The sequence below is a fragment of the Liquorilactobacillus mali genome (genome assembly GCF_001437155.1).
Taxonomy (GTDB): domain Bacteria; phylum Bacillota; class Bacilli; order Lactobacillales; family Lactobacillaceae; genus Liquorilactobacillus; species Liquorilactobacillus mali_A.
On the sequence record NZ_JQAR01000003.1, the window covers coordinates 132010 to 158938 of the forward strand.

Sequence of the window (26929 nt, forward strand, 5' to 3'; positions counted from 1 at the left end):
GAAGCGTTGCGACAAGGGAAGTGAAAAATAAGAAATGACGAATATTAGGTTCCTAAATGGACTAAATACAATTGGAGCAAATATTGCAGAAATAAGTACTCGAAGTTCAAGAGTAATTACGGACTTTGGAATGGCAGTAGATTTTAAAATAGGGACTTCACAGTCGTTGATTGAAAAACACGTACTTCCCGATGTACCTGAGCTTTTTGGCGATAAGCAAGAACAGATCAAAGAGTATAAAGATGAAGCAATTTTTATTACACATCTGCATTTGGATCATACTTCAGCATTGGCATATCTCAAAAGTGATATTCCTGTTTATCTATCACGGCCTTCATATAAGTTATATCGAAGTCTTGTAAAACAAGGATTAGGATTGGCGCTTAATGTAAATTTTAAGATTTTTGATTTTGAAGTTCCTGTAAAAATTGGTGACTTAACAGTTACGGCTTATCAAAGCGATCATGATATTTTGGGAGCAGCTGCATTTTTAATCGAAGATGGGAAACATGCGTTTGGTCAATCTGGGGATGTGAGGTTGAGTGGTTCGCATAGATCAGCAGTTGATAAATGGATGAATTTGTTTAAGCAGCGTAATTTGGATTTGCTAATGTTGGAGGCAACAAGCTTTAGTTTTGAGGATGATAACAGCTTGAATGGACAGGGAGATAATGAAGTTACCGTGGAATCAAAGTGTCTAGAAGACTTCAAGAGGATTTTAAATAAGCACAAGAATCTAACTGTTATCAATCCATACTCCAGAGATATCGAGCGATTGTTACAGATGAATAAAGTAGCTAATCATTTGAATAGACCAATTGTCTGGGAGCCGCAATACGCACATGTGATAAGTGAATTTTCATTAGAAGAACCAATTTTTGTGTTAGATGATGGTAATTTAGGATTGAAAGGTATTGCTGGGTTAATACCAGTATCATTGCTAACAATTATGAATAATCTGAATCATTTTTGTTTACAAAATAGCTTTGAAAACTTAGACATTCTTATGAATTTCAATAAATTTATTTATTTGCATTGCAATGGAGCGCCACTTGGAGATTATGATCCACATTATCAGACGCTAAAGAGTTTTTTAGAAAATAAAAGAATTGAGTTTATTGATATTGGAGTATCAGGACATGCTACAAAAGCAGAAATTTGTGAGGTAGCTAGAACTGTTGCTGCAAAGAAAACGGCTTTTTGGCATTCGTTTGATCCGGATGCTGCCGTAAATGCGCTGAAAAATAGTGGATTACAGTTTTTAAGGCCAAGGTACACAGAAATTTATCGTTTTAAGTAGGTGTAATATAGTATATGCAAATTAAAATTTTAGTAACAAGTGATATCCATGGATATATGTATCCAACAACATATTTAAAACGTCATGAAAACCAAGATATTGGCTTTGCGAAGTGTGCAAGTGTGATCGAAAATGTACGAAAAAACAGTGCGAGTGAAGATTTGGTATTGGTAATCGACAATGGTGATTATATCCAAGGTTCGGCGTTAGTTGATTTCCTTTTTCACAAAGGTAACTATCAAGTAAAGGAATTGGTACAAGCTGAGAACATAATTAAATATGATGCAGCAATTCTTGGTAATCATGAATTTAATTATGGTCGAAAGTATCAAGAGAAAATTAATAGTTATCGAAAGCATCCAATTTTATGTGCGAATATTTTGGATGATGATAGTAAACCTTATATGGGAAAAGCATATGAGATTTTTGAAGAAAAAGGAGTTCGGGTTGCAATTCTCGGATTGACAACCCAGTATATTCCCCATTGGGAAACCCAGGAAAATATTCATGGACTCTATTTTAAATCGGCGGTTCAGACAGCCAAAGAGTATATCCCACGGTTGAGAAAAATTGCTGATATAGTAATAGTTGCTTATCATGGAGGTTTTGAAGCCGATGAAAATGGTATTGCAACAGAAGAATTAACAGGTGAAAACGAGGCCTACGAATTAAGTAAAATTGCGGGAATTGATGCTTTGATCACTGGACATCAACATCGTAAAATTGCAACTTTCTATAATGATATACCTGTGATTCAGCCAGGTTATGCTGGTGAAGTTGTTGGTGCAATTGAACTAGAGTATAGGGATAGTGTAATTACTAAGAAAACAGCAAAATTACTTTCAACGAGAGGCATTGACCCAAATAACACCGTTATAAATTTATTGGAGTCTGATAATAAGGACACAGAAGAGTGGTTAGACAAAAGTGTTGGTGTTCTTGACAAGGGCTTCAAATTGACTGATGTTGCGTCGGCCAGATTGCATGGACATCCATTTATTGATCTAATGAACTATTTTGTGAGAGAGGCTACTGGGGTCGAGATTGTAGCCAGTTCGATATTTAATAATCAACAACCAGGTTTTGCACAGATGGTTACCATGCGAGATATAAAAGCTAATTATCCATTTTCTAATACTTTTGCAGTTCTTGAAGTAACAGGAAAAGATTTACTAGCGGCGCTTGAACAAACAGCAATGTATTGGGGCGAAGAGGAGGGAAGAATAGTTGTAGCAACAAAAAATGGCAGACAACGCATTCCTGACTTTAATTATGATATTTACGGGGGAATTGACTATACAATAAATGTGAGCCAACCTCAAGGAAAGAGAATTACAAATCTTTGTTACCAAGGTCATAAAATTGTTCCAGAAGATACTTTAAAGATTGGTTTGAGTAAGTATCGAGCAATGGGCGGTGGAGATTACCAGATGTTTGATGCTAGTAAAATAATCAGTGAAAGTGAGTTTGAGGTATCAGAGGTGATAGTGCAAGTATTGACGCAGAATAAAAAAATATCACCAAAAAACTTACCAAAGAATGACTATAACATTTTATTGTAAATGAAAGAAAACGGTTAGTATCAAAAGACGAAAAAGTACAGCATTGGGTGTAGAGTTTAATACCCGATGCTGTACTTTTTATAATCGCAATTTAATTAATAATTACTGGTTCAGCATAGAAAAAAAGTACCTTGCCAAATCAGCAAGATACTTTAGGTTAGCTGCTCAGGTAGGGTTCGAACCTACGACCTCTTGATTAACAGTCAATTATTCTACCACTGAACTACTGAGCAATATTATTAGCATGTATATATTTATATCATATTATGATTAATAAGTAAATATACTTTTGACAAAAAATTACATTTTCGTTAGATTTTAAGGCAACTATCTTTTGAAAATGAATAATGGCTTGATTCTAATGGCATTGCGAAGCAAAAAACAGCTAAATATGAATGAAAAAGAGAACAACACACACAGCCCCACATATTAATTGTAAAGCGCGCATACCATTCTCTCTAAGTTAGTCCTTGATAAACTTAATCAAATTCCTCATATTCATTTGGATCTTGATTATCTATCCTTCCATCAGTGCGAGATAAACTATTAATTGCAGTAATTTCTTCTGATGTTAGTTCAAAATCAAAAATATCTGCATTTTCTCGTTGATGGAGCAGATTGCTTGATTTGGGAATTGGAATAATACCACGTTGTACATGCCACCTTAAAACAATTTGGCCAACATTTTTTTGGTATTTTTCAGCCAGATCTTTAATTATTTTTTCTTGAAGTGTACGATTACCTCGTCCCAGCGGACTCCATGCCTCAGTGACAATTTTGCGTTTAGTATTCTCTGATAGCATCTTGTCTTGGACCCAATAAGGATGGATCTCAATTTGGTTAACAGCTGGTGTAACTCCTGTATCAGCAATAATTTTGTCTAAATGTTCCGGTTCAAAATTAGAAACACCAATCGAACGGCAAAGACCCATTTTTTGAGCTGTAACCAATGCACGCCAAGCTTCAGTATAGAGTTTTCTTTTTGGAAGCGGCCAATGAATCAAGTAAAGGTCAAAATAGTCTAAACCCATGCGGCAAAGAGACTCTTGAATCATCATCAAAGCATCTTCGTAATGATGATATTTCCCGGGCAATTTACTGGTAACAAAAAATTCGGATCGTGGAATGCCAGAGCGGCGAATAGCTTCACCAACAATTCCTTCGCTGTCGTAGTTTGTTGAGGTGTCTAACAGACGATAACCATCTTGAATAGCAGATAATATTTGATCAATTCCTTGACCACCACGAATTTGATAAGTACCAAATCCAATTTTAGGAATTAAATGTCCGTCATTCAATAATCTATTGGGAATTTTCATAAAATTTTGCCTCCTGCGAATTTATTTTAAGTACACCTTTACTTTATTACAAAGAAGGTAGGTTGGTTAAATAATTTGCCTAAGTACAAATCTATAATTGTTCTGCTTACATTTGATATATCTGATGATATATACCGTTTCTTTATATTAATGATGTGTGTGAATCACATTCTATTGTTCAGTCTTTTTCCAATACCAGAATTTGGGTTGGATACTCAATGGTTGGTAAATGGGCGATAGAAGATGGGCAAATTGTTCTACTTTTACTAAGATAGATGTGGTATTTTTAATATGTTTAAAAACAATTGATAAAAAATTAAAATGATTGTAAGATAAGGCAAGCTGAAATGTACTTGTGTTGTGTAATAAAAAACGGAAATATATTAAGGAGAGATGAAATATGGGTATTGAAAACGAGATATTAAATTCCTTACCGCGGCTTTCAAAATCAAAGAGAAAAGTTGCAGAGTATATTTTACAAAATCCAAATAAAGTAATAAAAATGAAGATTGCACAATTAGCACAAGCCGCAGATTCAAGCTCTGCGACAGTCGTTAGACTTGTGAAAGATTTAAAGTTGGAGAGTTTCACGGCATTAAAAATCGAATTATCTGCCAGTTTATCTAAAAGAAGTCTGGAGAGTAAAAGTTATGGTGATATTTCGGCGAATGAAGCATTAGATTCAATAAAACAAAAACTATTGGCAAATGCGCAAAGATCAATTAGTGAAACGGTAGAACAAATTGATGAAAAAGAGATAAAAGAAGCTGTTAAATTATTAAATAAGTGTAAGCAAATGATTATTTTTGGTGTGGGTGCTTCAGGTCTTGTTGCTGAAAATATTGCACAAAAATGGAGCAGGTTAGGATATTTGACAATTGCCGAAAATAATTTGAATTCACTACTGCCAAAGTTGGTTGGCAACCAAGCTGATACTCTAGTTTGGCTAGTATCCAATTCAGGTGAATCACCAGAAGTGATAAATGCGGCAATACATGCAAGTGAAAGAAACTTTCCGCTTGTTTCTTTAACAAGAAGAGGAGATAGTTCATTGGATAATTATGTAAAGACAGGCATTCACACAGCCTTTCCGAGAGAGAGCAAGTATCGTATCGCTGCCACAAGTTCATTGCTTGCACAGTTTACCGCTGTAGATATTATTTTCTATTATTTTGTAAGTCAGAACTTTAGCTTCAACGTTAAATTACTTAGTAAATCATATGATATTGTTGCGAAGTATAAGAAAGAGCTTAATTATCGAAGATAAAAAAACGCTTTCGCTAGATTTAGTAAAATAAAATTTCAAAAAACAATTGATTAACACACCATTTATGAAACCTTATTTCAAAAGATGCTTTAAGTGATATAATCGTCCCTAATAATTATTGGTTTTTAATTAATAATTATCCAAAATGATTTGTTGCCTCATTCGCTTTGAGAAATCAGGTTTTTTGTTTTGTAATTATAGACATGGCAGCAGGAGAATAATATTTTGAAGGGGTGAGAATCTAATGGCAATTACAGCAGTAAGAGTTGATGGCCGCTTATTACATGGCCAAGTTGCGAATATGTGGACTAACGTAGTAGGTGCGACAAGAATCATGGTTATTGATGATGAAGTTGCAAGTTCAGATGTCGCTAAGGCTGGTATTAAGTTAGCGAAACCAGCAGGGGTTAACCTAAGTATTCTAAGTGAACAAAGGGCAGTTAATAACATCAATGAAGGCAGATACAACTCGCAAAAGGTGTTTATTCTTGTAAGGCATCCCCGCGTACTAGTTAATATGATACAAAAAGGTGTTCCTATCACAGCCGTTAACGTAGGAAATATGTCACAAACTGATGAAACAAAGGCAATAACAAACTCTATTAATGTTGTACAGGCAGATGTCGATGCTTTTAATGAATTACATAAGTTAGGAGTAAGTGTAACCGCACAAATGGTACCAAGTGATCCTGTTTTAAACTTCATAGATTTATTAAAGAAATTCTAATCAAACAAATCGGGAGGAGGTAACCAATTATGCATGGAAATATTATTTTTTGGCAAGTTTTACTATTAACGCTTTACTCAATGTATCAAATATGGGATGAATTAACGATTGTTTCTTCCCTTTCTCAGCCAGTATGGGCTGGATTGATTACGGGTGCTATTATGGGCGATGTTACCAAGGGATTGATTATTGGTGGGAGTTTGCAATTAACTGTTTTAGGTGTAGGGACATTCGGTGGTTCATCAAAAATTGATGCTAATTCAGGAACAATTTTGGCTACTGCATTTTCAATTAGTACAGGTATGAATGCCTCAACTGCAGTGGCGGCGATTGGAGTTCCGGTTGCATCATTAATGATCGAAACGGATATTCTTGGTCGCTTTACCAATACCTTCTTTCAACATCGGATTGATCGATTGATTGATGAAGAAAATTACTCAGCAATTGAGCGGAATTATCTATACGGGGTCTTTCCATGGATCTTATCACGTGGTATTCCAGTCTTCTTAGCTCTACAGTTTGGTGGCAACTTTGTATCGACTGCGGTTAAGGTTTTGGATACACATCTGAAGTGGCTCAGCAATGGACTGGCTACAGCTGGAGCATTATTGCCTGCCGTTGGATTTGCCATTTTACTGCGCTACTTACCAGTCAAAAAGCATATTGCCTACTTAATCCTTGGCTTTACATTAACTGCATTATTCAGCACATTGTATACAAATGTTCAATCCTTAGGAACAACGATGGCTACAGTATCAAAAGGATTTGCAGGATCATTTAATTCTGTATCAATGGTCGCAATTGCCTTGATTGGGTTAGGATTCGCTATAAATGAATACAAAAGGAATACTGAGAAACAAAAGCTAACGGAATTGGTAAGTTCGTATAAAGATTCATCTCAAGAAAAATCTAATGATAGTGAGGATGGTGAAATCTATGGCGACGAAGACTAATTATAAATTAACTAAAAAGGATTTTAATCAAATAAATAGACGAAACTTATTCTTCAACCAATTGGGTTGGAACTATGAGAAAATGCAAGGTTCGGGGTATCTGTTTTTAATGTTGCCACAGCTGCGCAAATTATATGGTGATCATACGCCTGAATTGAAAAAGGCAATGAAGACCCACAACCAATTTTTCAATACAAATCCATGGGTAAATACGATTATCCAAGGAATAGATTTGGCAATTGAGTCAAAGGAAGGGGCGGAATCCTTAGAAACAGTCTCTGGTTTAAAGACAGGTTTGATGGGACCGTTAGCTGCTATTGGTGATTCAATCTTTGCATCATTGCTTCCTGCGATCCTTGGTGCGATTGCTGCAAACATGGCTGTTCAAGGGAATCCTTTTGGAGTAGTGATATGGTTGATAGCAAACCTTATTATTATGTATATTCGCTGGATCCAGTTACCACTTGCTTATCGTGAAGGGACAACTCTTGTAACCAAAATGCAGGGTCAATTAAATGCTTTGACAGATGCAGCAACCCTATTGGGTGTATATGTGGTCGGTGCGTTAGTTGCGACGCTGATTAATATACAGGTACCATTTGTTGCTCATATTGGTAAGGTAACTGTAACGTTGCAAAATGAAATAGATATGATTCTGCCTAAGCTAGTTCCAGGTCTACTTGTCGGACTGATCTATTGGTTACTTGGACGAAAGAAAATGACATCAACTAAGGCAATCTTTACAGTTATCATTGTTGCGGTTGTTTGTTCAGCCTTGGGAATTTTAGGTAAAGGATAAGTACTCACTAATTTATCAAAGGAGGGAATTTTGTGAAGCTGATTTTAGCCAGTCATGGACCACTTGCAAAGGCAATCCTAGCTAGTGCAGAACTAATTATTGGGAAGATTGATGACGTTGCAACTTTTAGTCTGACCAAAGAGATGGGCCCTAAAGACTTAGAAAAAGAACTGAGTGAAGAAATTGAAAAAACAGATGATACTGATATCATCTTGGGCTTAGATCTTTTAGGTGGAACTCCTTCAAATGTGTCGGTTGCATTGTTGGCAAAGTACCCAAACTTAGAAGTGATTACGGGAATAAATTTACCAATGATTATTGAATATGGTAATCAAAAAATGCTCGGGCAACTTGATGTTGCACAATTGATTTCGATGGGAACCTCAGGCATCAATAATGTTAAAGAAAAATTAGCAGAAGATCAAGATGACGAAGATTAAGTCAATCATTTATGTACAGAGAGAGAAAGTGTGCATATAAGTCGTTAAACCGAAAGGCTTGACTTAGGAGACAGATTTATACTTAATCAATTAAGGACCAGGTCAAAATATAACTTTTGATCCGGTCTTTTTTAAATGTACTAACTTTTGCTGTTATAGTAAGAAGTAAATAATATAAAATTAATCAGTGAGAAATGGTGATCTTATGAAGATAAATGAGCTAGAGACAGAGCTGCGTAATCCTAGAACAATGGAGCTTGATAATTTACCTGTATTAGAGATGGTTAGACTTATTAATGCAGAGAATCAAAAAGTTGCAGAAGCTGTAAAGTCGCAAGATCGAGTAATTGCACAAGTAGTTGAGGAAATCAGCAAAAAATTTAATATGGGTGGCAGAATAATCTACTGTGGAGCAGGAACTTCTGGAAGATTAGGAATATTAGATGCTGTGGAGTTGGTACCAACCTACGGACTAAAGCCTGACCAAGCAATCGGATTGATTGCCGGTGGTGCGCAAGCTGTATATAAAGCAGTAGAAGGTGCAGAAGATTCAATTAAACTAGCAAGGCAAGATTTAAAAAGGATAGATCTGAATTCATATGATAGTGTAATTGCAATTGCAGCGAGTGGACGCACACCTTATGCAATCGGTGCATTAGACTATGCCAATGAGATTGGTGCATTGAGTGTAGCTTTAGTTTGTGTTTCACACAGCGAGATGGAAGAGCATGCGAAATATACGATTGCTCCAGTGGTTGGTCCAGAAGTTGTGACGGGTTCTACAAGGATGAAAGCAGGAAGTGCACAGAAAATGGTACTAAATACGATATCAACGGGTGTGATGGTTAAAAGTGGTAAGGTGTATCAGAATCTGATGATAAATGTTTTGCCAACTAATGAGAAATTGGTTGAGCGGGCTGTTAGGATTATTGCAGAAACAACCGGATGCAGTGATGAAGAAGCACGGAAAAAGTTAAAAGAGGCCAAGCAGAGTGTCCCGATAGCAATTGTTATGCAGAAAAAAGAATTAAATTATGAAGATGCGCAAAAACTACTGATTAAGAATGACAATAAAGTAATTGAAGCACTGAGATAAAGAGGAAAAAGATGGTAGAAGAAAGTGTAGAATTAATCACAGAACGTATTAAAGAAGCTACAGAGAGCAAAGATATTTACGGGGCTTCTTATGCAATTACTGATAAAAAGAATAGTTCAGAATTTTACTTGGGTACGCAAGGAAATGGTAAGTATGATATTGCTTTAACTAGTACGATGATCTATGATTTAGCATCATTAACTAAGGTTGTTGTGACGACTACTAGGATCCTGCAATTGATTGAAAGTGGTACGCTTGATCTGAATACAGAAATAGGGGAGATATTATTTGGATTCAAATATCCACAAGTGACGATAGCTAATTTATTATTGCATAACAGTGGATTACCGGCTGACATCACGGGTGTTAGGTCAATGACAAAAGAAGAACTTATAAAAAGGATAAAAGAAACAAACTTAATTAGTTCGCCAGGAGAAAAAATTGTTTATTCAGATTTAGGTTTTATTATTTTAGGCTGGATAATCGCACAAGTTGATGGAGAACTGAGTACAAGCTTGAATGAACATATTTTTGAGCCATTATTGATGAAAAATACGGGATATAATTTATCTGAAAGACCGTTGGCTAATTTTATACCAACTGAAGATGAGCCACAAAGAGGCGGGATAATCCAGGGTGTTGTCCATGACTATAAGGCTTATTTGTTGGATGGTGTAAGTGGTCATGCGGGAATTTTCTCGACATTAGGCGATTTGAATAATTTTACTTCAATGTATATAAATGAAGGTGTTTTCAAAGGAAAACAGATTTTAAGCAGTCAAAGTATTAATTTATTAAGACAGTATTCTGGCGGAGGGAGAACGTTAGGCTGGCAAACATGGAATAATGATTCTACAAAATTATGGCATACAGGATTCACTGGAACTTCAATCGCACTTGATTTAAAAAACAAGCAATCATTTGTTTGCCTAACTAATAGAATCTATCCGACTAGAAGAAAAAAAGAATGGATTAAAACTCGTAAAGAAGTCATTAGGCTTTTTTATGGTGAATAATAGAGAATGCGGTGGAATTATGGATGAAACTGGTGTTATTGAACGAATAGAGTTTGAGACTGTTAAAGAAGACTTGCAGCACCTCTTTGTGACTGCACTTCATGAAGTGAGATATGTGATTGCCGTTCGAGTTAGGATAATCTTAAAAAATGGATTAGTTGGTTTGGGTTCTGCCACACCAAATGATAAGGTGACAGGAGATACGTTGGAAAGCATGTCTTATGTGATGAAAAATGTAATTAAGCCGAAAATAATTGGTTTGGATATAACCAATTGGGATTGTATTTTACAAATTATTAGAGAGTCAATCGCAGATAACTCTCCCGCAAAGGCAGCTTTTGAAATAGCTTTATATGATTTAAGAGCACAACTGTTTCAAATGTCTCTTTCACGGTTATTGGGAGGAACTCCCCGAAATTTATATACAGATTATACCGTTAGTCTTGCGCCACTTAGTGAAATGGTAGAGGAATCATGTGAATTGGTGAAACGGGGGTTTAATGCTTTAAAAATTAAATTAGGTGATCATGATTTTGAGGAAGATGTTCAGTTGATTTTAGATATTGCAAAGGTTATTCCAAACGCAGTTTCATTGAGAATTGATATTAATCAGGCATGGACGGTTAGTGAAACATTAAGTGCAGTTGATACGTGGACTAAATACAATGTTAATATTGACTTTATTGAGCAACCAGTAAAGGCTGATAATTATTCGGGAATGCGGCAAATTACGCAACGTTCCAAATTGCCAGTCATGGCAGATGAGAGTGTTCATACTTTTGAAGACGCAAGAGAATTAATTGCCAATCATGCCTGTGATTTGGTCAATATTAAGCTAATGAAGACTGGCGGCATCAGCCAAGCTGAAAGAATCAATCAATTATGCGAGATGGCGGGAATTCAATGCATGATTGGCTGCATGATTGAGTCAAGAGAAAGTATAGCGGCTGCAATTGCATTTGCCACAGCACATCGAAACGTTAAATATGTTGATTTGGATTCAGTTTTTATGAGTAGGAGTAAGCGAAAGGGTGGATTTGAAAGTGAAAAGAATATGTTGAGGGTGACTAAAAAGGCTGGATTGGGATTTTAAGGAAAATAAATGTTTCATGTGAAACACGATAGTAAATGAGAGTGTGACATAGGTCGGTAAAATTTGAGTATTAATTGAAATTACAAATATAACATGTGCCTTACTATGAGTAATTTGAAGTTGGATGGAAAATTTGGATTTATTGCAACATATTTATCTGGAATAAATAAAGGGTTGGCCAAAATATAACTTTTGACCGATCCCATGTTTTTTAATTATTTATAAAAAGGGTAAAAGAAACTTGTGAAATTAAAATGAAGAGCGTTAACTAGTGATAGTAACGAAAAAAACCTTAAGGTGTAATTATGAATAAAAAGTTATTGTCAGGCTCTTTTTGGCTATCCTTTGGGAGTGTGTTCTCCAGGGCATTGGGTGTGTTGTACTTGATACCATGGTTGGCCATGATGGGATCAAAAGAAAATATTAATGCTGCACAGGCGCTATTTAATTCGACATATAATATATATGCGATTTTTTTATCGTTGGGAATGGCAGGATTTCCTTCTGCAATTGCACGCAAAGTTGCAATGTACAATGGCAAGAATGAGTTTACAAGCAGTAAAAAAATTTTCAAATTAGGTTTAGGATTAATGTGTATCTCAGGTTTGTTATGTGCATTGATTTTATATGTAACTGCTCCAATTTTCGCTAAAAATAGTCCTGTTGTTTCACAAAGAGATTCGGTGATTGCTATTAGAAGTATGGTTCCAGCAATTGCAATTTTACCAGCTATGAGTGTGATTCGTGGATGGTTTCAAGGTAATCAAGACCTTAAACCCTTTGGTATTTCACAATTGTGGGAACAGGTTTTTAGAGTTATTTTTATCCTCGCATCCAGCTATGTTTTAATATACATATTTCATACAGGTTATGTGATTGCGGTTTATGCAAGTGTATTTGCTGCTTTTGCGGGGGCCTTAGCTAGTTATATATACTTGATTGCCCATTATAAGGTTAAGTTACCAGAATACAAGGCGAAGCTAAAAAAAAGCAAAGCTCCTATGGTATCTGACGTAAGAAAAATATTTATGGCAATAGCATATGAATCAATTCCATTTGTAATTGTCGGGGCAGGAATAAATTTATGTCAGATCATTGATCAGCTGTTTTTCAAACAGATAATGCAAGGTGTTCTAGGTTTATCGGCAGAGTATACTCAACAAGTATACACAGCCTTTTCAGCTAACCCATCCAAATTAACTTCGGTAATTACGGCGTTAGCCGCAGCGATTGCTGGTAGCAGCCTGCCTTTACTTGCATCGGTTAATGCAGGCGGGCAAAAGAAAAATGTAAGACATTACCTGGCAGATAACATTAATTATCTGATTTTTATTGTCTTTCCTGTGTCTACAATTTTTAGTGCACTATCATTCGAGGCTAATGGGATTTTTTTCTTTTTCAGTAAAGCCGGAGCGGAGTTTCTAACCTATAATATTTGGCAAAGTTTGATCATGGCAGTTGCGGTCAATGGGTTGACGGTACTCCAAGCACTTCATTACAGTAAGAAAGCTATGTCATATCTATTGATAGGTTTGATAATTAAACTTATTCTTCAATTTCCGTTGGTTTTTATGCTGCAGGGCACCGGGGCTATAATGGCAACAAATATTGCTTTTGCAGTTATTTGTATACTGGCTTATAGGAAAATAAGAATAGAGTTTTCCATTGATTTTAGAGATTTTGTACCAAATGTCTTGTTGAATGTAATTTTTCTTATCATTGTTGTGATAGCACAAGCAGTCATTTCTAGCATTTATATACCACAAACCAAATTAATAGCATTAATGTATAGTGTGATATTTGGAATGTGTACCGGCTTGCTTTATTATGGAATTTCGAAGAAGTTTGGTTTTTGGAACAAAATTTTCAAGTAATAGTGTACGTTTTTAAACGATTCAAGATGAAGAAGCATTATTTTTGAGGGGGAGCGTGGTTTATAGACACGCTTACCTAAATTAAAGTGGGAAAGCTAAGCCAAAATTTAACTTTTGGCTTATATTTTTTGAGGGAGGTATTTGTATGACACGAAAGTTTTGGGGAAGATCGCTAGGAGGTTGGATATGTATAACAATTTCCGTAGTTTCAATTATTTTAGCCAAGTTAAGTATACTTCCAAATACTTTAGCAGTTGTATTGGCTAGTGCAGGTTTGATTGGTGTGTCCATTTTTTATTTTATAGGGAAATCAAAAGAATCATAAAAAGCTATTTCGTTTTTTGATTTAAGTTTGTTTTTAAAGAGACTTATTGATTTTGATATATTTTTCTTGAAAAAAGAACTAACTATTTTTTCTAAGTTCAAATAACATAATTGTCCACAATCAGGGTACAAAAAAACCAGCAACCACGGTATTTTTGATACCCAATGATTACTGGTAATATTTCGTCGATGGGTGGCCAGGGGATCGAACCCTGGACCCACGGATTAAGAGTCCGTTGCTCTGCCAGCTGAGCTAGCCACCCAATATATTCTTCATCAACAAGAAATATATTACCATGGGTGAAAAGAATATGCAATAGAAAAATAAAAAAACATATAAAAGCACTTTTGCTTAATCCTTATTAACAGCTGAAAAAGCTTTACGTAGTAGGAAATACAGTAGAGGCACACAGACTGCAGTCGAAATAGAATTGATGACAGTTGCAGGAAGACTCAGAAAAGATGCAACAATAGCGGTTTTAAATGCCGTTCCAACCATCAAAGCCTCAACGATTGACGTACAGTAAGAAGTAACTATTTTCATAGCGCCAGCAGTAATTGCGACAATAATAATATTACGTTTACTGTCATTATGGTGAAAATACTTGAAAACAGCTTCTATGGTTAAACCAACTATAATCACTTCGAGAACAGTCAACCAAGATGTTAATGCATACCCATTGAGTACATCAAAACCGCCAAGGCCAATGATTCCCGCGATAATTCCGTTTCTCGGGCCCAAAAATAAAATAGCTAAGACAGTAAGTGTATTTCCAAAATGAATGAATGGTCGTCCAACCATTGCAGGAATAGGTATTCTTAAGATAAAAATACCTAGATATATAATTGCAGCAAACAATCCTGTCAAAATGATCATTCTAAGAGAATTTTTATTTTTTTGCATTTTTTTAACCTCCTAATTTAATTGTTTTAATAATACAGGTAATTCAAGTGAATAATCAAGACCAAAACGGGAATCATAGCGATTAAATTGCATATTTTTTTCAATTGTATTACTGATGAATTGCATAGCAATTTTTGCTGCTGCTTTCAGTGTATTGCCATGCAGTAGTGCTCCGAGTAACACACTTGCGAAAATATCGCCTGTTCCAAAGAAGTTTGTGCCGATTTTTGCTGTTTCAAGCTGCCATATTTCCTGGGAAATGGTGTTGATGCCCACAATTCCGATTTTTCCATTTGTTTTAGGAATTCCTGTTAGAAGAATTTGCTTATTTTTGTACTTTTCATTGAGTTCAGTGACTAGGTCAATAGCAGCAGTAGAGGAAATTGCTCCTGTTGTGCATTCTTTGCCTAATAATAATTGTGCTTCTGTTACGTTTGGAGTAATGAGATCTGCCTTTTGTACCAGGTGCTGCATTTGATGAACATAGTCTAAGTCGAATCCACGGTATAATTTTCCATGATCACCCATCACGGGATCTAAGAGCAAAAAAGAATCAGCAGCCAGTTCATCGATGCTGCTGAGGAGAACATCTAACGGCTTTTTGCCTAAGTAACCTAGATATACTGCAGAGAAAGAGAGTGGAACAGTTTCCCAGTGTGCAATAATTTTTTCCATTTCTGAACTGAGGTCTAAGTAGATATTTTTACCGAACCCCCCTGTATGTGTTGAGAGGATAGCCGTTGGCAAAACTGTAGGGTTAAAACCGAGTGCCCCAAGGATCGGCAGTGCAACCGCCATGGATACTTGCCCAGCACAAGAAAGGTCCTGTGAGATTAATATTGATTTTTTCATTTTAACTCCTTATCTATGTATATATAAATTAACGATATTATAGCACGAACTAAAGTTGTGATAACATTTCTGATGCGTGTTTGGCATCAATCAGCCGATAGGTTATAATATAGACGGTTGTACCCTTTTTGATAATGAAAACAATCCACATTGGAACAACTAGAAATTCTAAACCACGTAAAAGAAAGTGGCTTTAGGAAAGGAGCTTCAAAGTGAAGAAGATTTTAGTAGTTGATGATGAGAAACCAATTTCCGATATAGTTAAATTTAATTTGACAAAGGAAGGCTTTGACGTTTATACAGCATTTGATGGACAAGAAGCTGTTGAACAAGTTGAAGAGATAGTACCAGACTTGATTTTGTTAGATATTATGTTACCCAAGATGGATGGACTTGAAGTTGCACGGGAAGTTCGGAAAAAATATGATATGCCAATTATAATGGTTACAGCTAAAGATGCAGAAATAGATAAAGTTTTAGGACTAGAACTAGGGGCCGATGACTATGTAACGAAACCATTCTCTAATCGTGAGTTAGTTGCGCGTGTTAAGGCCAATTTGAGAAGACAAACAGCGGCTTCGGCTTCAGCACAAAATGAAGAAGAAAAGAATAATGAAATTACTATTGGTGATTTAACCATTCACCCAGAAGCGTATATGGTTTCAAAAAGAGATGAAAAGATTGAATTGACCCATAGGGAGTTTGAATTACTTTACTATTTGGCAAAACATATCGGTCAAGTCATGACAAGGGAACATCTATTGCAAACTGTTTGGGGATACGATTATTTTGGTGATGTTCGAACAGTCGATGTAACGGTTCGAAGATTAAGAGAAAAAATCGAAGACAATCCTAGTCGACCAATTTGGTTGGTAACGAGACGTGGAGTGGGTTATTATTTACGTAATCCAGAGGCAGAATAAATAAGATTTTTAGTGGAGTAATAATGAATAAAAAACTACATTTTTTCCAATCTATCCATTTTAAAATAGCACTAGTTTTTGCTTTGTTATTGTTGATAACATTCCAAATAGTAGGTGCTTATTTTGTGCAGCAATTAAAAAAGGATGACTTGAAATCATTCAAGCAGCAGGTTGAATTATCAAGTTATATCGATAGTTCCTTAGTCACCAATCTTTCTCGTAGTAATCTGACTAAGGCTAATTCGAGTATCAAAGATATATTGGAAGATGTAGATAATTCAAATATTACAAAAGTTCAGGTAGTTGATACAAAAGGAACAATTCGTGGCGATAGTGATGTAAACAGTCAGGATTCAATAGGACAAAAGACGACAGATAATGATATTAAGCAGGTTTTATATAATGAACGTTCATACGCAAAGTCAGCATATGATCGAACAGATAATAAAAGGTATTATGTCTCAATCACACCACTTTTCAGTACGACTGGAAATACTAATACTTTAGTAGGTGCAGTTTATTTACGTGCAAGTTTGGAGCCTGTGTACAGTTCAATCAACAAAGTTACAATAATCTTTGCTACTGCAGCATTGATAGCGACAGGATTAGGATTAATTTTGGCAATTTTTATTTCCAGTGCAATAACACGTCCGATTGACGAAATGAAAAAGCAAACAACAAGAATTGCGCGGGGAGACTATTCAGGACAAGTCAAAATTTATGGGTCTGATGAATTGGGACAGTTGGCGCAAGCCGTTAACAACTTGTCAGTCAGGATTGAGGAAGCCCAGGAATCGTCTGAAGCTGAACGTCGTAGATTAGATAGTGTTTTATCCCATATGTCTGACGGGGTTTTGGCGACTGACCGACGGGGTAATGTCATCATCATGAATGAGACTGCTTCACAGGCATTGGACATTGATCCCAATATAGCTGATGGACAGTCAGTATTAGATATTTTAGGAATCAGAGATAAGTATACGTTACGTGATCTACTTGAAAATCAAGACGAAATTATCATTGACTTGTCGGACGAAGACCATGATGAAATTTTAAATGCTTATTTTTCTTTAATTCAGCGAGAATCTGGCTTTATTAGTGGACTTGTCTGTGTGCTGCATGATATTACGGAGCAGCAGCGGATCGATCGCGAAAGAAAGGAATTTGTTTCTAATGTTTCACATGAGTTGCGGACACCACTGACAAGTGTGAGAAGCTACGTTGAGGCGCTAAATGATGGAGCATGGAAAGATCCAGAAGTTGCACCGTCATTTTTGAAAGTTGCACAAGATGAAACGCAACGTATGATTAGAATGATTAATGATCTATTAAGCCTGTCTAGAATGGATTCAGGAACATCTAAACTTGAATTGGAACTTGTTAATTTAAATGAATTATATAACTATATTTTGGATAGATTTGATATGATGTTAAAATCTGATGATGCACATGAGAAAGGAAAGAAAAGATATTCAATTAAGCGAGATTTTACAAAAAGAGAATTATGGGTTGAAATTGATACTGATAAGTTTATGCAAGTTGTTGATAACATTATAAATAATGCTATTAAATATTCACCTGATGGAGGGGTAATTACCTGCCGTCTTCTAGAGACCCATGATCATGTTATCTTGAGTATTTCAGATCAAGGACTTGGTATTCCTAAGAAGGATGTAGTTCATATTTTTGATCGTTTCTTCCGTGTTGATAAGGCTCGATCACGTGCTCAGGGTGGAACCGGATTAGGACTTGCAATTTCAAAAGAAGTTATTGAAATGCATGGTGGAAGAATTTGGGTTGATAGTATTGAAGGCAAAGGTTCAACCTTCTATATTTCGCTGCCGTATGAAGAATATGAGGGGGAATTGTGGGATGAAGGTTAGGAAATTCTTATTGCATACAGGTCTGATAATTACAATTCTGATTAGTATCATATTTTCTGCGCTTATTTGGTTTAATCCGGCAATGTTACAGCATGACTCTAAGGAAACCACTAACACAGGAGAAAGTACGACAAGTGTTAGTAAAAGAACTTTGAGTGACATTTTCTTGCCTCTGCAGGCTACTTATAATGTAAATGACACGCAATATCAACTTCCAAGTTCTGAAGATTACTTGATCGGTAAGGTTTGGAAAGTCATGAAGAAGTGGAATAGTGTCTCGAACTCAGTGAAGTCTTATAAAAATGAGACCGATTATATGACATTTTTAAATCAAAATAATGTATTATTGCTAAACTATAACAGTCCAATAACTGTAAAAATTTTTAATAAGGTGTTTTCACAAAAGATAAAGGGTATACAGAGCTTTAAGTTCAATAGAATTATGATTCCCGTAGAAAGTGGTAATTATATTTATCTGATGAATGACCAGTCGAGGAAGGTCTGCAAGATCGTTGTCAATAATGCGAAATCTGTAAAAAAGATACAAAACTATTTGAAAAGTAATAGTGTTGAAAATAATAAGGTAGAAATTGATTATTATTTACTTAACAACAAGATAGTTAATTTCTATGTTAATTCGGTGCAGCTTTCCAAGTACAGTTATCTCTACAATAAAACAAACATAAGCTCATATGTGAGTGAATTATTGAATCCAAGTGGACAAACTTCGATTTCAACCAAGTTACAAAAGAACAAGACAATCTATTTAGATGGATCAGATAACAGACTGACACTGAATGACACTACGGGCGCTGTGCAATATGAGAATTATTCCGCCCTAGATTATTATGATGAGGCAAGTAGTGGGAAAATAAGAACACAAAAGCTGAATTACTATACACACTTAACGGAGAGCCTGAATCAACTGAATAAAATTGGGGTGGCTCCAGATAACTTACGTTTTGATGAGGTTAGCTCTGAAGACGGAACAGTCACATATCGAAGTTATATTGCTGGTTTTCCAATTATTGATGATGATAATTACGGTACGTACAAGATTAAATTAATGAGTACTGGTGGTAAAGAATATAATTTCTCATTGAATAGTTTACAAGTATCGGTACCATCTAGTCAGTATAAAGAAGAGTTGCCTTCAACCTATACAGTTTTACGAGAACTAGAAAATAAAGGATATACACTCAGTAAAATAAAGGATATCCGAATTGCTTATAAGTGGCAAAAAAATCAATCTTCAAGCCTTGTTATTGATATGATACCTACCTACTATGTTTATATAGATGGGCGATGGAGTGAGTTAGATGATCTTTTATCTACAAATTAACTAGAAAGGAAGTTAGGATATGAACTTCAAGAGAATAGAATTAATCTTCTTTATAGCTTTCATAGCACTGGATATCTTTTTGTTCATGTCCTATTCACAAAAAGATGATGCTGTTATTTCAACAACAAAATCAACAAATGAAAATTCACTTTCCTCAGTCTTAAGGAGTATTAAAGGAGATCAGATTACTTACGGGGAGCTCTCTAATAAGAAAGGAGAAGGTTTTTATATTTCGAGTTCTACTAGAAATGACCTTCAAGAAAATATTAGTTCGCTACAAAATCAAACTGTATCCTATCAAAATCACAAAATAGTGAGCTCATTTGAAAATCCAATAAAGATCAAAAAAACCAGCAAGCCGCAAAATACACTTGATGCAATCGTTAGTGATAAGACGAAGATTGTAGAGGGAAAAAAGTATAAATATAACAAAAGTCTTTCTACAAAAAGTACTGTAGTTTATACTCAGCTTGTTCATGGAACACCTGTTTATATGACAAATGGCCAAATAAGATTTAATATAAGAAACGGTTATGTGATGGGATATTCTCAAGGAATACTTGATGATGTAGAGATTTTGCAAGAGCACCCAATAATAAGTCAAGAAAGGGCTGTTATCTGGTTGTACCAGTATAATAAATTAATGAGCAATAGTTCAGTTGAATGGGTGAACTTGGGATACACAAGACTACTGTCTGTTAATAACAATATTGTATATATCCCAACGTGGGTAATAGCGGTTAAGAGCAACTCAACTGGTAATATACAATATAGGAGGATAAACGCCTTTTCAGGTGCAATAATGGACGAATCAGATAGTATAAATTAAAATGAAAAGTGTGTAGAAGATAGAGGGATAGGAGTATGGATTTAGTGAGCCAAGAAAAAGATGATATGAAGATAAGTGTTTTGGCTAGCGGAAGTAGTGGCAATGTCACTTATATCGAAACTCCAAAGCGAAAAATTTTGGTTGATGCGGGGTTAAGCGGTAAAAAGATTGCGAATTTGATGACCTCAATTGGAAGAAATATTGCCGATGTTGACAGTTTACTTGTTACACATGAGCATACTGATCATTGTAAGGGTGTTGGTGTTTTAGCAAGAAAATATAATTTGGATGTATATGCTAACAAGGGCACATGGGATGCAATGGCCCACAAAATAGGCAATATACCAAATGAACAAAAACATTTATTCGGGATGGGAGAAACAAAGTCCTTCGTTGACCTTGATGTTGAGAGTTTTGGTGTGTCTCATGATGCTGCAGAACCTCAATTCTATCAATTTCATCATAATGGACATTCGTTTGTAATTCTAACTGATACAGGGTATGTTTCTGAACGTACTGAGGGAATTATCAAAAATGCCGATGGTTATTTGATTGAATGCAATCATGATACAGAGATGCTGCGAATGGGAGCCTATCCATGGTCTTTGAAACAACGAATTTTGAGTGATCGTGGGCATTTATCAAATGATGATGGTGCATCGGCGTTGATAGATGTGCTTGGTAATCGAACTAAGCAAATATACCTAGGGCATTTAAGTAAGGACAATAATGTAAAGGAATTGGCACATTTGACTGTGGAAACCGCGATGAAACAACAGGATTTGGGTGTTAATGAAGATTTTGGAATTTATGACACGGATCCGGAAAAGGCAACGGAATTAGTAGAAATATGATTCCAAAAATAGGCTGCTTTAAACAAATATAGTATTTATTTCATGATTTTTTCAAAATTTATCGATAGAATGTAAATAAGATACTAGTATTCTATATGAAGAAGGGAGGAGGGTGCTGTTTTTCGTAAGACAGCACATTGCTTGTATGGATAAAAATGAAGAGAGAGAAACGATTGATGAAAAAGTAATCAAGGATGAATCTTCTCAGAAAAAGCAACCGCCTAAGCAGCCTCGCATTGGGAAAATTTTTTTAGTTGCACTAATTGGTGGCCTTTTAGGCGGCGGAATAGCATTTGGTGGGTATGCTGCATATCAGGCTTACGAAAATACGGCAGTAACTGCTGAAAATTCAAAGGGAACTGCAAAGGTCAGTAACATTAAGGTAAATGTAAGTACACAATCTACGAAAGCTTTCAATAAGATAAAAAATGCGGTTGTCTCTGTAGAGGCATATACAACGAGTAGTTCTTCCAATTCACTGGACGATTTGTTTGGTGATAGCTCATCAGGTGAAACTACCTCAGAGAGCGAAGGCTCTGGCGTAATTTACAAGAAAACAGGTAACACTGCATTTATTGTGACTAATAATCATGTTATATCTGGTGCTAATAAAGTTAAAGTTCTCCTTAATAGTGGGAAAAAGTTATCAGCTACGGTAGTTGGACATGATTCAGTTACTGATTTGGCAGTTTTAAAGATAAATGCGGCAGATGTTACTCAGGTGGCAACATTTGGTAATTCAAATAATATTAGTGTTGGACAAACAGCACTTGCGATTGGTTCACCACTAGGATCAACATATGCGACATCTCTTACCCAAGGAATTATTTCTGCTAAGAAGAGAACTATTGAGACTACTGATAGTGATGGAACGAGCACTGGGCAGACAACTGTAATTCAGACGGATGCAGCTATTAATCCTGGTAATTCAGGAGGACCATTAGTCAACCTAGCTGGTCAAGTTGTGGGAATAAACTCAATGAAGTTGACGAGTACAGGTACTAGCACAAGTTCTTCGAGTTCTTCAACTACTGTAGAAGGAATGGGATTTGCAATTCCAAGTAATGAAGTTGTAAAAATAATTAATCTGCTTGTTAAAGATGGTAAGATTAAACGACCGGCTCTTGGAATATCATTGATTAATCTGAGTTATGTTTCCGACAGTGACCAGAAGTCAACGCTTAAGTTACCAAGTAGTGTAACTAGCGGTGTAGTCGTGATCAAGGTTTCCAGCAGTTCACCAGCAAAGGCTGCGGGTATCCAAAAATATGACGTTATTACATCACTTGGTGGTAAGAAAGTTAAGGGATTATCTAGCTTACGGACTGCACTTTACTCTCATAAAATAGGTGATACCGTGCAAATTCAGTATTATCACAACGGTACATTAAAGACTGCTAATATTAAATTAACGCTTGAGGCAAATGATTCAAATACAACAACATCTTCAAACTCTGGAAATTAATAAATATAATTCATAGTTTACTCAAAAAAGTATTTATCCTTGAAATGCAAGGTGTAAATACTTTTTTTGTGTAAAAAATAAGTATTAATTGTGTAATGTGAATAAGATTGTGTGAAACTTTGGGATAGGTTGTTAAAAACTAAAAAAAATAGTGTAAAATAAGGATTTTTAGCCTCTTTATAGTTATCCACAAGCTGTGTATTAAGCTGTTGATATCTTTTTATAGTTCATCATATGTCCTCTACAAACGTTGATTTAATGGTGTTTATAGAATATAGTTAACAGTGTGTAAATAAAATTTTCTTGTGGATAATACACTAATGGTTGACAAATTCAATTTAAATAAATATTGTGACGAAAATATGTTCGGCCCAGTATATTGATTGTGTAACTGTGGATAAGTGGATAACTATGTGGATAAAGTGTGAAAAGGTGGAGAGTTATGAACATAAAAGTTGTTGTTGTTGGTAAGTTGAAAGAGAAGTATTTGAAACAGGGAATTGCAGAATATGCTAAACGCTTAAGCAAATTCTGTAAATTTGAAATTGTTGAAGTCAATGATGAGAAAGCACCAGAAAAATTAAGTGCAGCAGAAATGGAACAAGTAAAGATAATTGAAGGTAGTCGAATATTAGATAAGATTAAGGACAAGGAATACGTGTTTGTTTTAGCCATCGAAGGCAAGGAGAGAAGTTCAGAGGAGTTTTCAACAGAATTAAGCAAGTTAACTACTTATGGGAAGAGTGATATTACTTTTGTGATAGGTGGTTCTCTAGGAGTAAGTAAAGATGTTATGAGTAGAGCAAATGCAGAAATTTCTTTTGGCCGGTTTACATTGCCTCATCAGTTGATGAGATTGGTTTTGACGGAACAGATTTATCGTGCATTTATGATTAATATTGGGAGCCCTTATCATAAGTGATCCACGTTTGTAAAAAGATTAGAAATTGGTTGGGAAATACTAGCATGGCATTAGTTCGGTAGACCACTATAATTACTAAACTGATAAGAGTTAGTTTTGTGTCAGTGAAGAGCATATTAAATTGTCATCAAATCTTTAAAGCAAGTATTATGCAGCCGTATATGGTTAAAGAAAAATATACAGACGCTCAAGAAGAAACAGCTGTAACATTCAGAGAGTACTTTTAATGAAAGATATCATAACAATAGAGGGACTAGGTTCAAAAGTTAACTTTTGAACCTGGTCCCTCTATTTATTCTGTATAAACATGTTCTCTAATACATTGTGTTGAAACGATAGTAATTGCAGTAACATGAACAGTTATTGGGTGAAGATCAAGAATAAAATTATATAAATTAAAAACTCATGTCATAAAATATCTCATATAAGAGGCTGCTTTAACCAATTAGATGCGTCAAAACAGCTTGAGAAAATAAATATCAAAAAATAACAATGAATATTACTGAGTTAATAAAGAATATCTATTAATATGTAAACAATACCATTTTATTTTTATGCATTATTGTAGGGGCCCAAGGGTCTCATAAACTTTTGAAAACAATTATTTTTTGTATATATACAATGTTATATTCGTTGACATGACATTCCAAAATGGATTAACATTTTATTAAGATTTAATTTGTTTTTTATTATATAGAGGTGTTTTACTCTCTTTTGTTTTTAAGATTGTATATCAAATAAAAATAATGAGGTGACTGGATGTTAGATTTGCGTGAACAGATGATGATTGTTAGTTGCATACTGCTGGTAAATTGAGGCAACTGTTCTTGAGATACAATTTAATGTCTGTGATTAAATTATGGTTAAGTGAAAATCCATATGGTTCATATACGAAACACCCGCAACAACAATGAAAGAAGGAAACTTTCAGATAAGCTAACTTAACTGGGACTTGAAGTGTCACTTTATTTTTGAAGTAGAGCAGGCAACTAAAAGAAATAGTGAATTAGTTTTTGTCAAATAAGGTAACTTGATATTAAAGGAGTTTAGTAAGCTATGAAAAAGGGTTCAATTCTATTTATAAATGAAAAAGAAGCTAAAACATTAATAACAGCGGAAGAAGCTATTAAATTATCGGAACAAGCATTTGCAGATTTTTCAGACAAAAAAGTAATCAATCCAGTTAAATTACACACACCTCTTTATCCTTACCATGATGGTTATACTAATTGCATGCCTGCATTTTCGGCTACACAAGATATTGCTGGTGTAAAGGTAATTAGTGTCTACAAAAACAACATTAAGAAGCATGATTTACCAGCAACAATAGGAACAATAGTTTTGAATGATCCAGATTCTGGATGCCCGCTTGCGATTATGGATGGTACTTACGTAACCTCGGCGAGAACAGGGGCAACAATGGCCATCTTTTCAAAATATTTGGCTAAAGAAGCATCCGAAGTCGTGACGGTTATCGGGACGGGTGCACAAGGATTGTCTAGTGTCATAATGATTTTAAAAGTTCTCCCCCAAATTAAAGAAGTAAGAGCTGTTGACATCAATCCTGCTGCAAGAAAACACTTTATTGATGAGGCATCTAAAATATATCCTCATGTTGATTTTGTAGAACTTGAGGATTTACAAAGTGCTTGTACCAATTCTGATATTGTAGTTAACGCGGCAAATTCTAGCGTGCTGCTGTTACCAAAAATCAAGTTTGATAAAGGGACAACCGTGTTGGTCCTAGAAGAGGACTTAAAGCCTAGTTACGTCAAAAAGACATTTGATGCTTTCGTTGTTGATTTCATTGACTGTTTTGTGGAGAGAAGTAATATTTCTCTTAATCACCGCCATGATGCTTATGGTGAAGAAGTTGAACTGGTTACAGCTGAATCTATTTCGGGAGAAATTGGAGATGTTATTGCTGGGAAAAAGAGTTTTAGGGAGTCTGATGATGATATCATCGTTGCTTCTTCTATTGGAATGGGTATTCAAGATGTCATGACAGCTGATTATATTTATAAAAAAGCACTCAAGAAAAATGTGGGTAAAGAATTGGAATTCTTGGATCTTTAAAAGGCAGAGAGATTAGTTAAGAGGTTAGCGAATCTGCAATTTTTAGATTTCAGAAATGTTAACAAGTAACAGGGTCATAATTGTTGAAGAAACTTAGAATTGAAATAACTTCAGTACAAAAGTTGATCTGCAAAGATGGCTCCAACCTCAAAGGAGCGATTAGAAAAATGAAAACGAGAAAAATTTTAGGAATAGTTGGGGCAGTAATGACACTGGGGCTTATTCTTGCAGGCTGTGGCAATAAAAATACAGATAACAGTGTTAAAAGTATTCAGGACAAAAAGACATTAGTCGTTGGTACTTCGGCAGACTATGCACCCTTTGAGTTTCCAGTTATGCAAAATGGTAACAAAAAAATTGTTGGCTACGATATGATGGTTGCACAGAAGATTGCTGATAATTTGGGAGTCAAGTTAAAAATTGAAAACATAGAGTTTCCATCTTTGATTTCAGAATTGAAAAATAATAAAGTGGACATGGTTCTAGCAGGAATGGCTGCAACTAACCAACGTAAAAAGGTTGTTGCTTTTTCAAATCCTTATTATACCGTTGGAAATGTTCTTCTGGTTCAAAAGAAGGATGCTGACAGCTTTAATAAAGTAGCAGATGTGAAAGGAAAATCCATCGGAGTCCAACAGTCTTCTACCCAAGCAGCGATTGCTAAATCACAGTTAAAGGGAAGCAATATTGTTACTGAAGGAGTTTTAACAGGTCTAACTACTGAATTGTCGCAAGGGAAATTAAGCGGAGTTGTTGTTGAAAGAGAAGTTGCCGATAATTATGTTAAGCAATATCCAGAAAAGTATGCAATTGCAAAAGTTAAATTATCAACTCCTAAGCAGGCTCGTTATTTCAATATTGCTATCAGAAAATCTGATAAAGCATTGTTGAAGAGAGTGAACAAAGAAATTGCTAAGTTACAAAAGAGTGGAGAATTGACTCAAATGTTTAAAAAAGCACAGGATTTACAGGCTAAGAATAATAAATAATATGCAAGAAAGATATGAGTAGGTCTAAACTATATGATGTGTTGCTGATTTATATTTTGCTTTTTGGGAGTGTCAAGAAGTTTGTGTAAATGGGAATACCTTTCCCCTGTAAAATTAAAC

At 35.3% G+C, this 26929-nt stretch carries 25 protein-coding genes and 2 tRNA genes; 22 read left to right on the forward strand and 5 right to left on the reverse strand.

From position 1 onward, the window contains the following. Positions 1-34 precede the first annotated feature (34 nt). Positions 35-1300: an MBL fold metallo-hydrolase gene (locus IV36_RS02550; RefSeq protein ID WP_056990642.1), complete on the forward strand. Its 1266-nt coding sequence runs from the start codon at positions 35-37 to the stop codon at positions 1298-1300. A gap of 14 nt (positions 1301-1314) precedes the next feature. Continuing rightward, positions 1315-2862 (forward strand): bifunctional metallophosphatase/5'-nucleotidase, encoded by a 1548-nt coding sequence (locus IV36_RS02555; protein WP_056990643.1) that lies wholly within the window; start codon positions 1315-1317, stop codon positions 2860-2862. A gap of 161 nt (positions 2863-3023) precedes the next feature. Here the strand turns inward: IV36_RS02555 and IV36_RS02560 are convergent. Both IV36_RS02560 and IV36_RS02565 read right to left on the reverse strand, forming a co-directional pair. Further along, a tRNA-Asn gene (locus IV36_RS02560) sits at positions 3024-3095 on the reverse strand. A gap of 246 nt (positions 3096-3341) precedes the next feature. Beyond that, the gene (locus IV36_RS02565; protein ID WP_056990644.1) at positions 3342-4181 is read right to left on the reverse strand and encodes an aldo/keto reductase; all 840 of its coding nucleotides are present in this window, start codon (positions 4179-4181) and stop codon (positions 3342-3344) included. Positions 4182-4581: 400 nt separating this feature from the next. On the opposite strand from IV36_RS02565, the gene IV36_RS02570 reads away from it, so the two are divergent. From IV36_RS02570 to IV36_RS02615, 10 genes are all read left to right on the forward strand, one after another. Continuing rightward, on the forward strand, positions 4582-5448 hold the full coding sequence (locus IV36_RS02570; RefSeq protein ID WP_056990645.1) for a MurR/RpiR family transcriptional regulator: 867 nt from the start codon (positions 4582-4584) through the stop codon (positions 5446-5448). A gap of 244 nt (positions 5449-5692) precedes the next feature. Continuing rightward, positions 5693-6175 (forward strand): PTS sugar transporter subunit IIB, encoded by a 483-nt coding sequence (locus IV36_RS02575; RefSeq protein WP_056990646.1) that lies wholly within the window; start codon positions 5693-5695, stop codon positions 6173-6175. Between the two features lie 29 nt (positions 6176-6204). After that, positions 6205-7128, forward strand: coding sequence for a PTS mannose/fructose/sorbose/N-acetylgalactosamine transporter subunit IIC (locus IV36_RS02580; RefSeq protein ID WP_056990647.1), 924 nt, complete (start codon positions 6205-6207; stop codon positions 7126-7128). Beyond that, a complete protein-coding gene (locus IV36_RS02585) occupies positions 7112-7927 on the forward strand; it encodes a PTS system mannose/fructose/sorbose family transporter subunit IID (RefSeq protein ID WP_056990648.1) in 816 nt (271 codons plus the stop codon). The genes IV36_RS02580 and IV36_RS02585 overlap by 17 nt, the downstream gene beginning before the upstream one ends. A 32-nt stretch (positions 7928-7959) precedes the next feature. Next, positions 7960-8367 (forward strand): PTS sugar transporter subunit IIA, encoded by a 408-nt coding sequence (locus IV36_RS02590; protein WP_056990649.1) that lies wholly within the window; start codon positions 7960-7962, stop codon positions 8365-8367. Positions 8368-8572: 205 nt separating this feature from the next. Further along, entirely contained in the window at positions 8573-9463 is an 891-nt protein-coding gene (gene murQ / locus IV36_RS02595; RefSeq protein WP_056990650.1) for an N-acetylmuramic acid 6-phosphate etherase, read from the forward strand. 11 nt (positions 9464-9474) lie between these two features. Further along, complete coding sequence (locus IV36_RS02600) at positions 9475-10479, forward strand: serine hydrolase domain-containing protein (RefSeq protein ID WP_056990651.1); 1005 nt, start codon at positions 9475-9477, stop codon at positions 10477-10479. Then, entirely contained in the window at positions 10469-11572 is a 1104-nt protein-coding gene (locus IV36_RS02605) for a dipeptide epimerase (protein ID WP_056990652.1), read from the forward strand. The genes IV36_RS02600 and IV36_RS02605 overlap by 11 nt, the downstream gene beginning before the upstream one ends. Positions 11573-11877: 305 nt before the next feature. Further along, positions 11878-13446 carry a polysaccharide biosynthesis protein gene (locus tag IV36_RS02610; protein WP_056990653.1) on the forward strand — a complete coding sequence of 523 codons (1569 nt, stop codon included), beginning with the start codon at positions 11878-11880 and terminating at the stop codon, positions 13444-13446. A 145-nt stretch (positions 13447-13591) separates the two neighbouring features. After that, positions 13592-13771, forward strand: a complete 180-nt coding sequence (locus IV36_RS02615; protein ID WP_056990654.1) for a hypothetical protein — start codon at positions 13592-13594, stop codon at positions 13769-13771. Positions 13772-13960: 189 nt separating this feature from the next. Here IV36_RS02615 and IV36_RS02620 read toward each other — a convergent pair. From IV36_RS02620 to IV36_RS02630, 3 genes are all read right to left on the reverse strand, one after another. After that, positions 13961-14033, reverse strand: a tRNA-Lys gene (locus tag IV36_RS02620). Positions 14034-14122: 89 nt separating this feature from the next. After that, a complete protein-coding gene (locus IV36_RS02625; RefSeq protein ID WP_056990655.1) occupies positions 14123-14674 on the reverse strand; it encodes an ECF transporter S component in 552 nt (183 codons plus the stop codon). A 12-nt stretch (positions 14675-14686) separates the two neighbouring features. Then, entirely contained in the window at positions 14687-15526 is an 840-nt protein-coding gene (locus tag IV36_RS02630; protein WP_056990656.1) for a pyridoxamine kinase, read from the reverse strand. A gap of 212 nt (positions 15527-15738) precedes the next feature. Here IV36_RS02630 and yycF point away from each other — a divergent pair, with 212 nt between their 5' ends. The 10 genes from yycF to IV36_RS02675 all read left to right on the forward strand — a co-directional run bounded on the left by yycF (position 15739) and on the right by IV36_RS02675 (position 26809). Continuing rightward, entirely contained in the window at positions 15739-16449 is a 711-nt protein-coding gene (gene yycF / locus IV36_RS02635; RefSeq protein WP_010077982.1) for a response regulator YycF, read from the forward strand. A gap of 23 nt (positions 16450-16472) precedes the next feature. Beyond that, positions 16473-18332 (forward strand): cell wall metabolism sensor histidine kinase WalK, encoded by a 1860-nt coding sequence (walK, locus tag IV36_RS02640; RefSeq protein ID WP_056990657.1) that lies wholly within the window; start codon positions 16473-16475, stop codon positions 18330-18332. Next, the gene (locus IV36_RS02645) at positions 18322-19674 is read left to right on the forward strand and encodes a YycH family regulatory protein (protein WP_056990658.1); all 1353 of its coding nucleotides are present in this window, start codon (positions 18322-18324) and stop codon (positions 19672-19674) included. The genes walK and IV36_RS02645 overlap by 11 nt, the downstream gene beginning before the upstream one ends. A gap of 19 nt (positions 19675-19693) precedes the next feature. Then, positions 19694-20503 carry a two-component system regulatory protein YycI gene (locus tag IV36_RS02650; protein WP_056990659.1) on the forward strand — a complete coding sequence of 270 codons (810 nt, stop codon included), beginning with the start codon at positions 19694-19696 and terminating at the stop codon, positions 20501-20503. Between the two features lie 35 nt (positions 20504-20538). Continuing rightward, the gene (locus IV36_RS02655; protein ID WP_056990660.1) at positions 20539-21357 is read left to right on the forward strand and encodes an MBL fold metallo-hydrolase; all 819 of its coding nucleotides are present in this window, start codon (positions 20539-20541) and stop codon (positions 21355-21357) included. 145 nt (positions 21358-21502) lie between these two features. Next, complete coding sequence (locus IV36_RS02660) at positions 21503-22822, forward strand: S1C family serine protease (RefSeq protein WP_056990661.1); 1320 nt, start codon at positions 21503-21505, stop codon at positions 22820-22822. Positions 22823-23264: 442 nt separating this feature from the next. Further along, positions 23265-23744, forward strand: a complete 480-nt coding sequence (gene rlmH / locus IV36_RS02665; RefSeq protein WP_056990662.1) for a 23S rRNA (pseudouridine(1915)-N(3))-methyltransferase RlmH — start codon at positions 23265-23267, stop codon at positions 23742-23744. Between the two features lie 98 nt (positions 23745-23842). Further along, a complete protein-coding gene (locus tag IV36_RS12500; RefSeq protein ID WP_268872857.1) occupies positions 23843-23971 on the forward strand; it encodes a hypothetical protein in 129 nt (42 codons plus the stop codon). 829 nt (positions 23972-24800) lie between these two features. Then, positions 24801-25820: an ornithine cyclodeaminase family protein gene (locus IV36_RS02670; protein ID WP_056990663.1), complete on the forward strand. Its 1020-nt coding sequence runs from the start codon at positions 24801-24803 to the stop codon at positions 25818-25820. Positions 25821-25987: 167 nt separating this feature from the next. Next, the gene (locus IV36_RS02675; RefSeq protein ID WP_056990664.1) at positions 25988-26809 is read left to right on the forward strand and encodes a transporter substrate-binding domain-containing protein; all 822 of its coding nucleotides are present in this window, start codon (positions 25988-25990) and stop codon (positions 26807-26809) included. Positions 26810-26929 lie beyond the last annotated feature (120 nt).

Bases quoted from the DNA above. Each gene is read 5' to 3' on its own strand.
- IV36_RS02550 (WP_056990642.1), top strand. From the start codon at position 35: ATGACGAATATTAGGTTCCTAAATGGACTAAATACAATTGGAGCAAAT.
- IV36_RS02555 (WP_056990643.1), top strand. From the start codon at position 1,315: ATGCAAATTAAAATTTTAGTAACAAGTGATATCCATGGATATATGTAT.
- IV36_RS02565 (WP_056990644.1), bottom strand. From the start codon at position 4,181: ATGAAAATTCCCAATAGATTATTGAATGACGGACATTTAATTCCTAAA.
- IV36_RS02570 (WP_056990645.1), top strand. From the start codon at position 4,582: ATGGGTATTGAAAACGAGATATTAAATTCCTTACCGCGGCTTTCAAAA.
- IV36_RS02575 (WP_056990646.1), top strand. From the start codon at position 5,693: ATGGCAATTACAGCAGTAAGAGTTGATGGCCGCTTATTACATGGCCAA.
- IV36_RS02580 (WP_056990647.1), top strand. From the start codon at position 6,205: ATGCATGGAAATATTATTTTTTGGCAAGTTTTACTATTAACGCTTTAC.
- IV36_RS02585 (WP_056990648.1), top strand. From the start codon at position 7,112: ATGGCGACGAAGACTAATTATAAATTAACTAAAAAGGATTTTAATCAA.
- murQ (WP_056990650.1), top strand. From the start codon at position 8,573: ATGAAGATAAATGAGCTAGAGACAGAGCTGCGTAATCCTAGAACAATG.
- IV36_RS02600 (WP_056990651.1), top strand. From the start codon at position 9,475: ATGGTAGAAGAAAGTGTAGAATTAATCACAGAACGTATTAAAGAAGCT.
- IV36_RS02605 (WP_056990652.1), top strand. From the start codon at position 10,469: ATGGTGAATAATAGAGAATGCGGTGGAATTATGGATGAAACTGGTGTT.
- IV36_RS02610 (WP_056990653.1), top strand. From the start codon at position 11,878: ATGAATAAAAAGTTATTGTCAGGCTCTTTTTGGCTATCCTTTGGGAGT.
- IV36_RS02615 (WP_056990654.1), top strand. From the start codon at position 13,592: ATGACACGAAAGTTTTGGGGAAGATCGCTAGGAGGTTGGATATGTATA.
- IV36_RS02625 (WP_056990655.1), bottom strand. From the start codon at position 14,674: ATGCAAAAAAATAAAAATTCTCTTAGAATGATCATTTTGACAGGATTG.
- IV36_RS02630 (WP_056990656.1), bottom strand. From the start codon at position 15,526: ATGAAAAAATCAATATTAATCTCACAGGACCTTTCTTGTGCTGGGCAA.
- walK (WP_056990657.1), top strand. From the start codon at position 16,473: ATGAATAAAAAACTACATTTTTTCCAATCTATCCATTTTAAAATAGCA.
- IV36_RS02645 (WP_056990658.1), top strand. From the start codon at position 18,322: ATGAAGGTTAGGAAATTCTTATTGCATACAGGTCTGATAATTACAATT.
- IV36_RS02650 (WP_056990659.1), top strand. From the start codon at position 19,694: ATGAACTTCAAGAGAATAGAATTAATCTTCTTTATAGCTTTCATAGCA.
- IV36_RS02655 (WP_056990660.1), top strand. From the start codon at position 20,539: ATGGATTTAGTGAGCCAAGAAAAAGATGATATGAAGATAAGTGTTTTG.
- IV36_RS02660 (WP_056990661.1), top strand. From the start codon at position 21,503: ATGGATAAAAATGAAGAGAGAGAAACGATTGATGAAAAAGTAATCAAG.
- rlmH (WP_056990662.1), top strand. From the start codon at position 23,265: ATGAACATAAAAGTTGTTGTTGTTGGTAAGTTGAAAGAGAAGTATTTG.
- IV36_RS02670 (WP_056990663.1), top strand. From the start codon at position 24,801: ATGAAAAAGGGTTCAATTCTATTTATAAATGAAAAAGAAGCTAAAACA.
- IV36_RS02675 (WP_056990664.1), top strand. From the start codon at position 25,988: ATGAAAACGAGAAAAATTTTAGGAATAGTTGGGGCAGTAATGACACTG.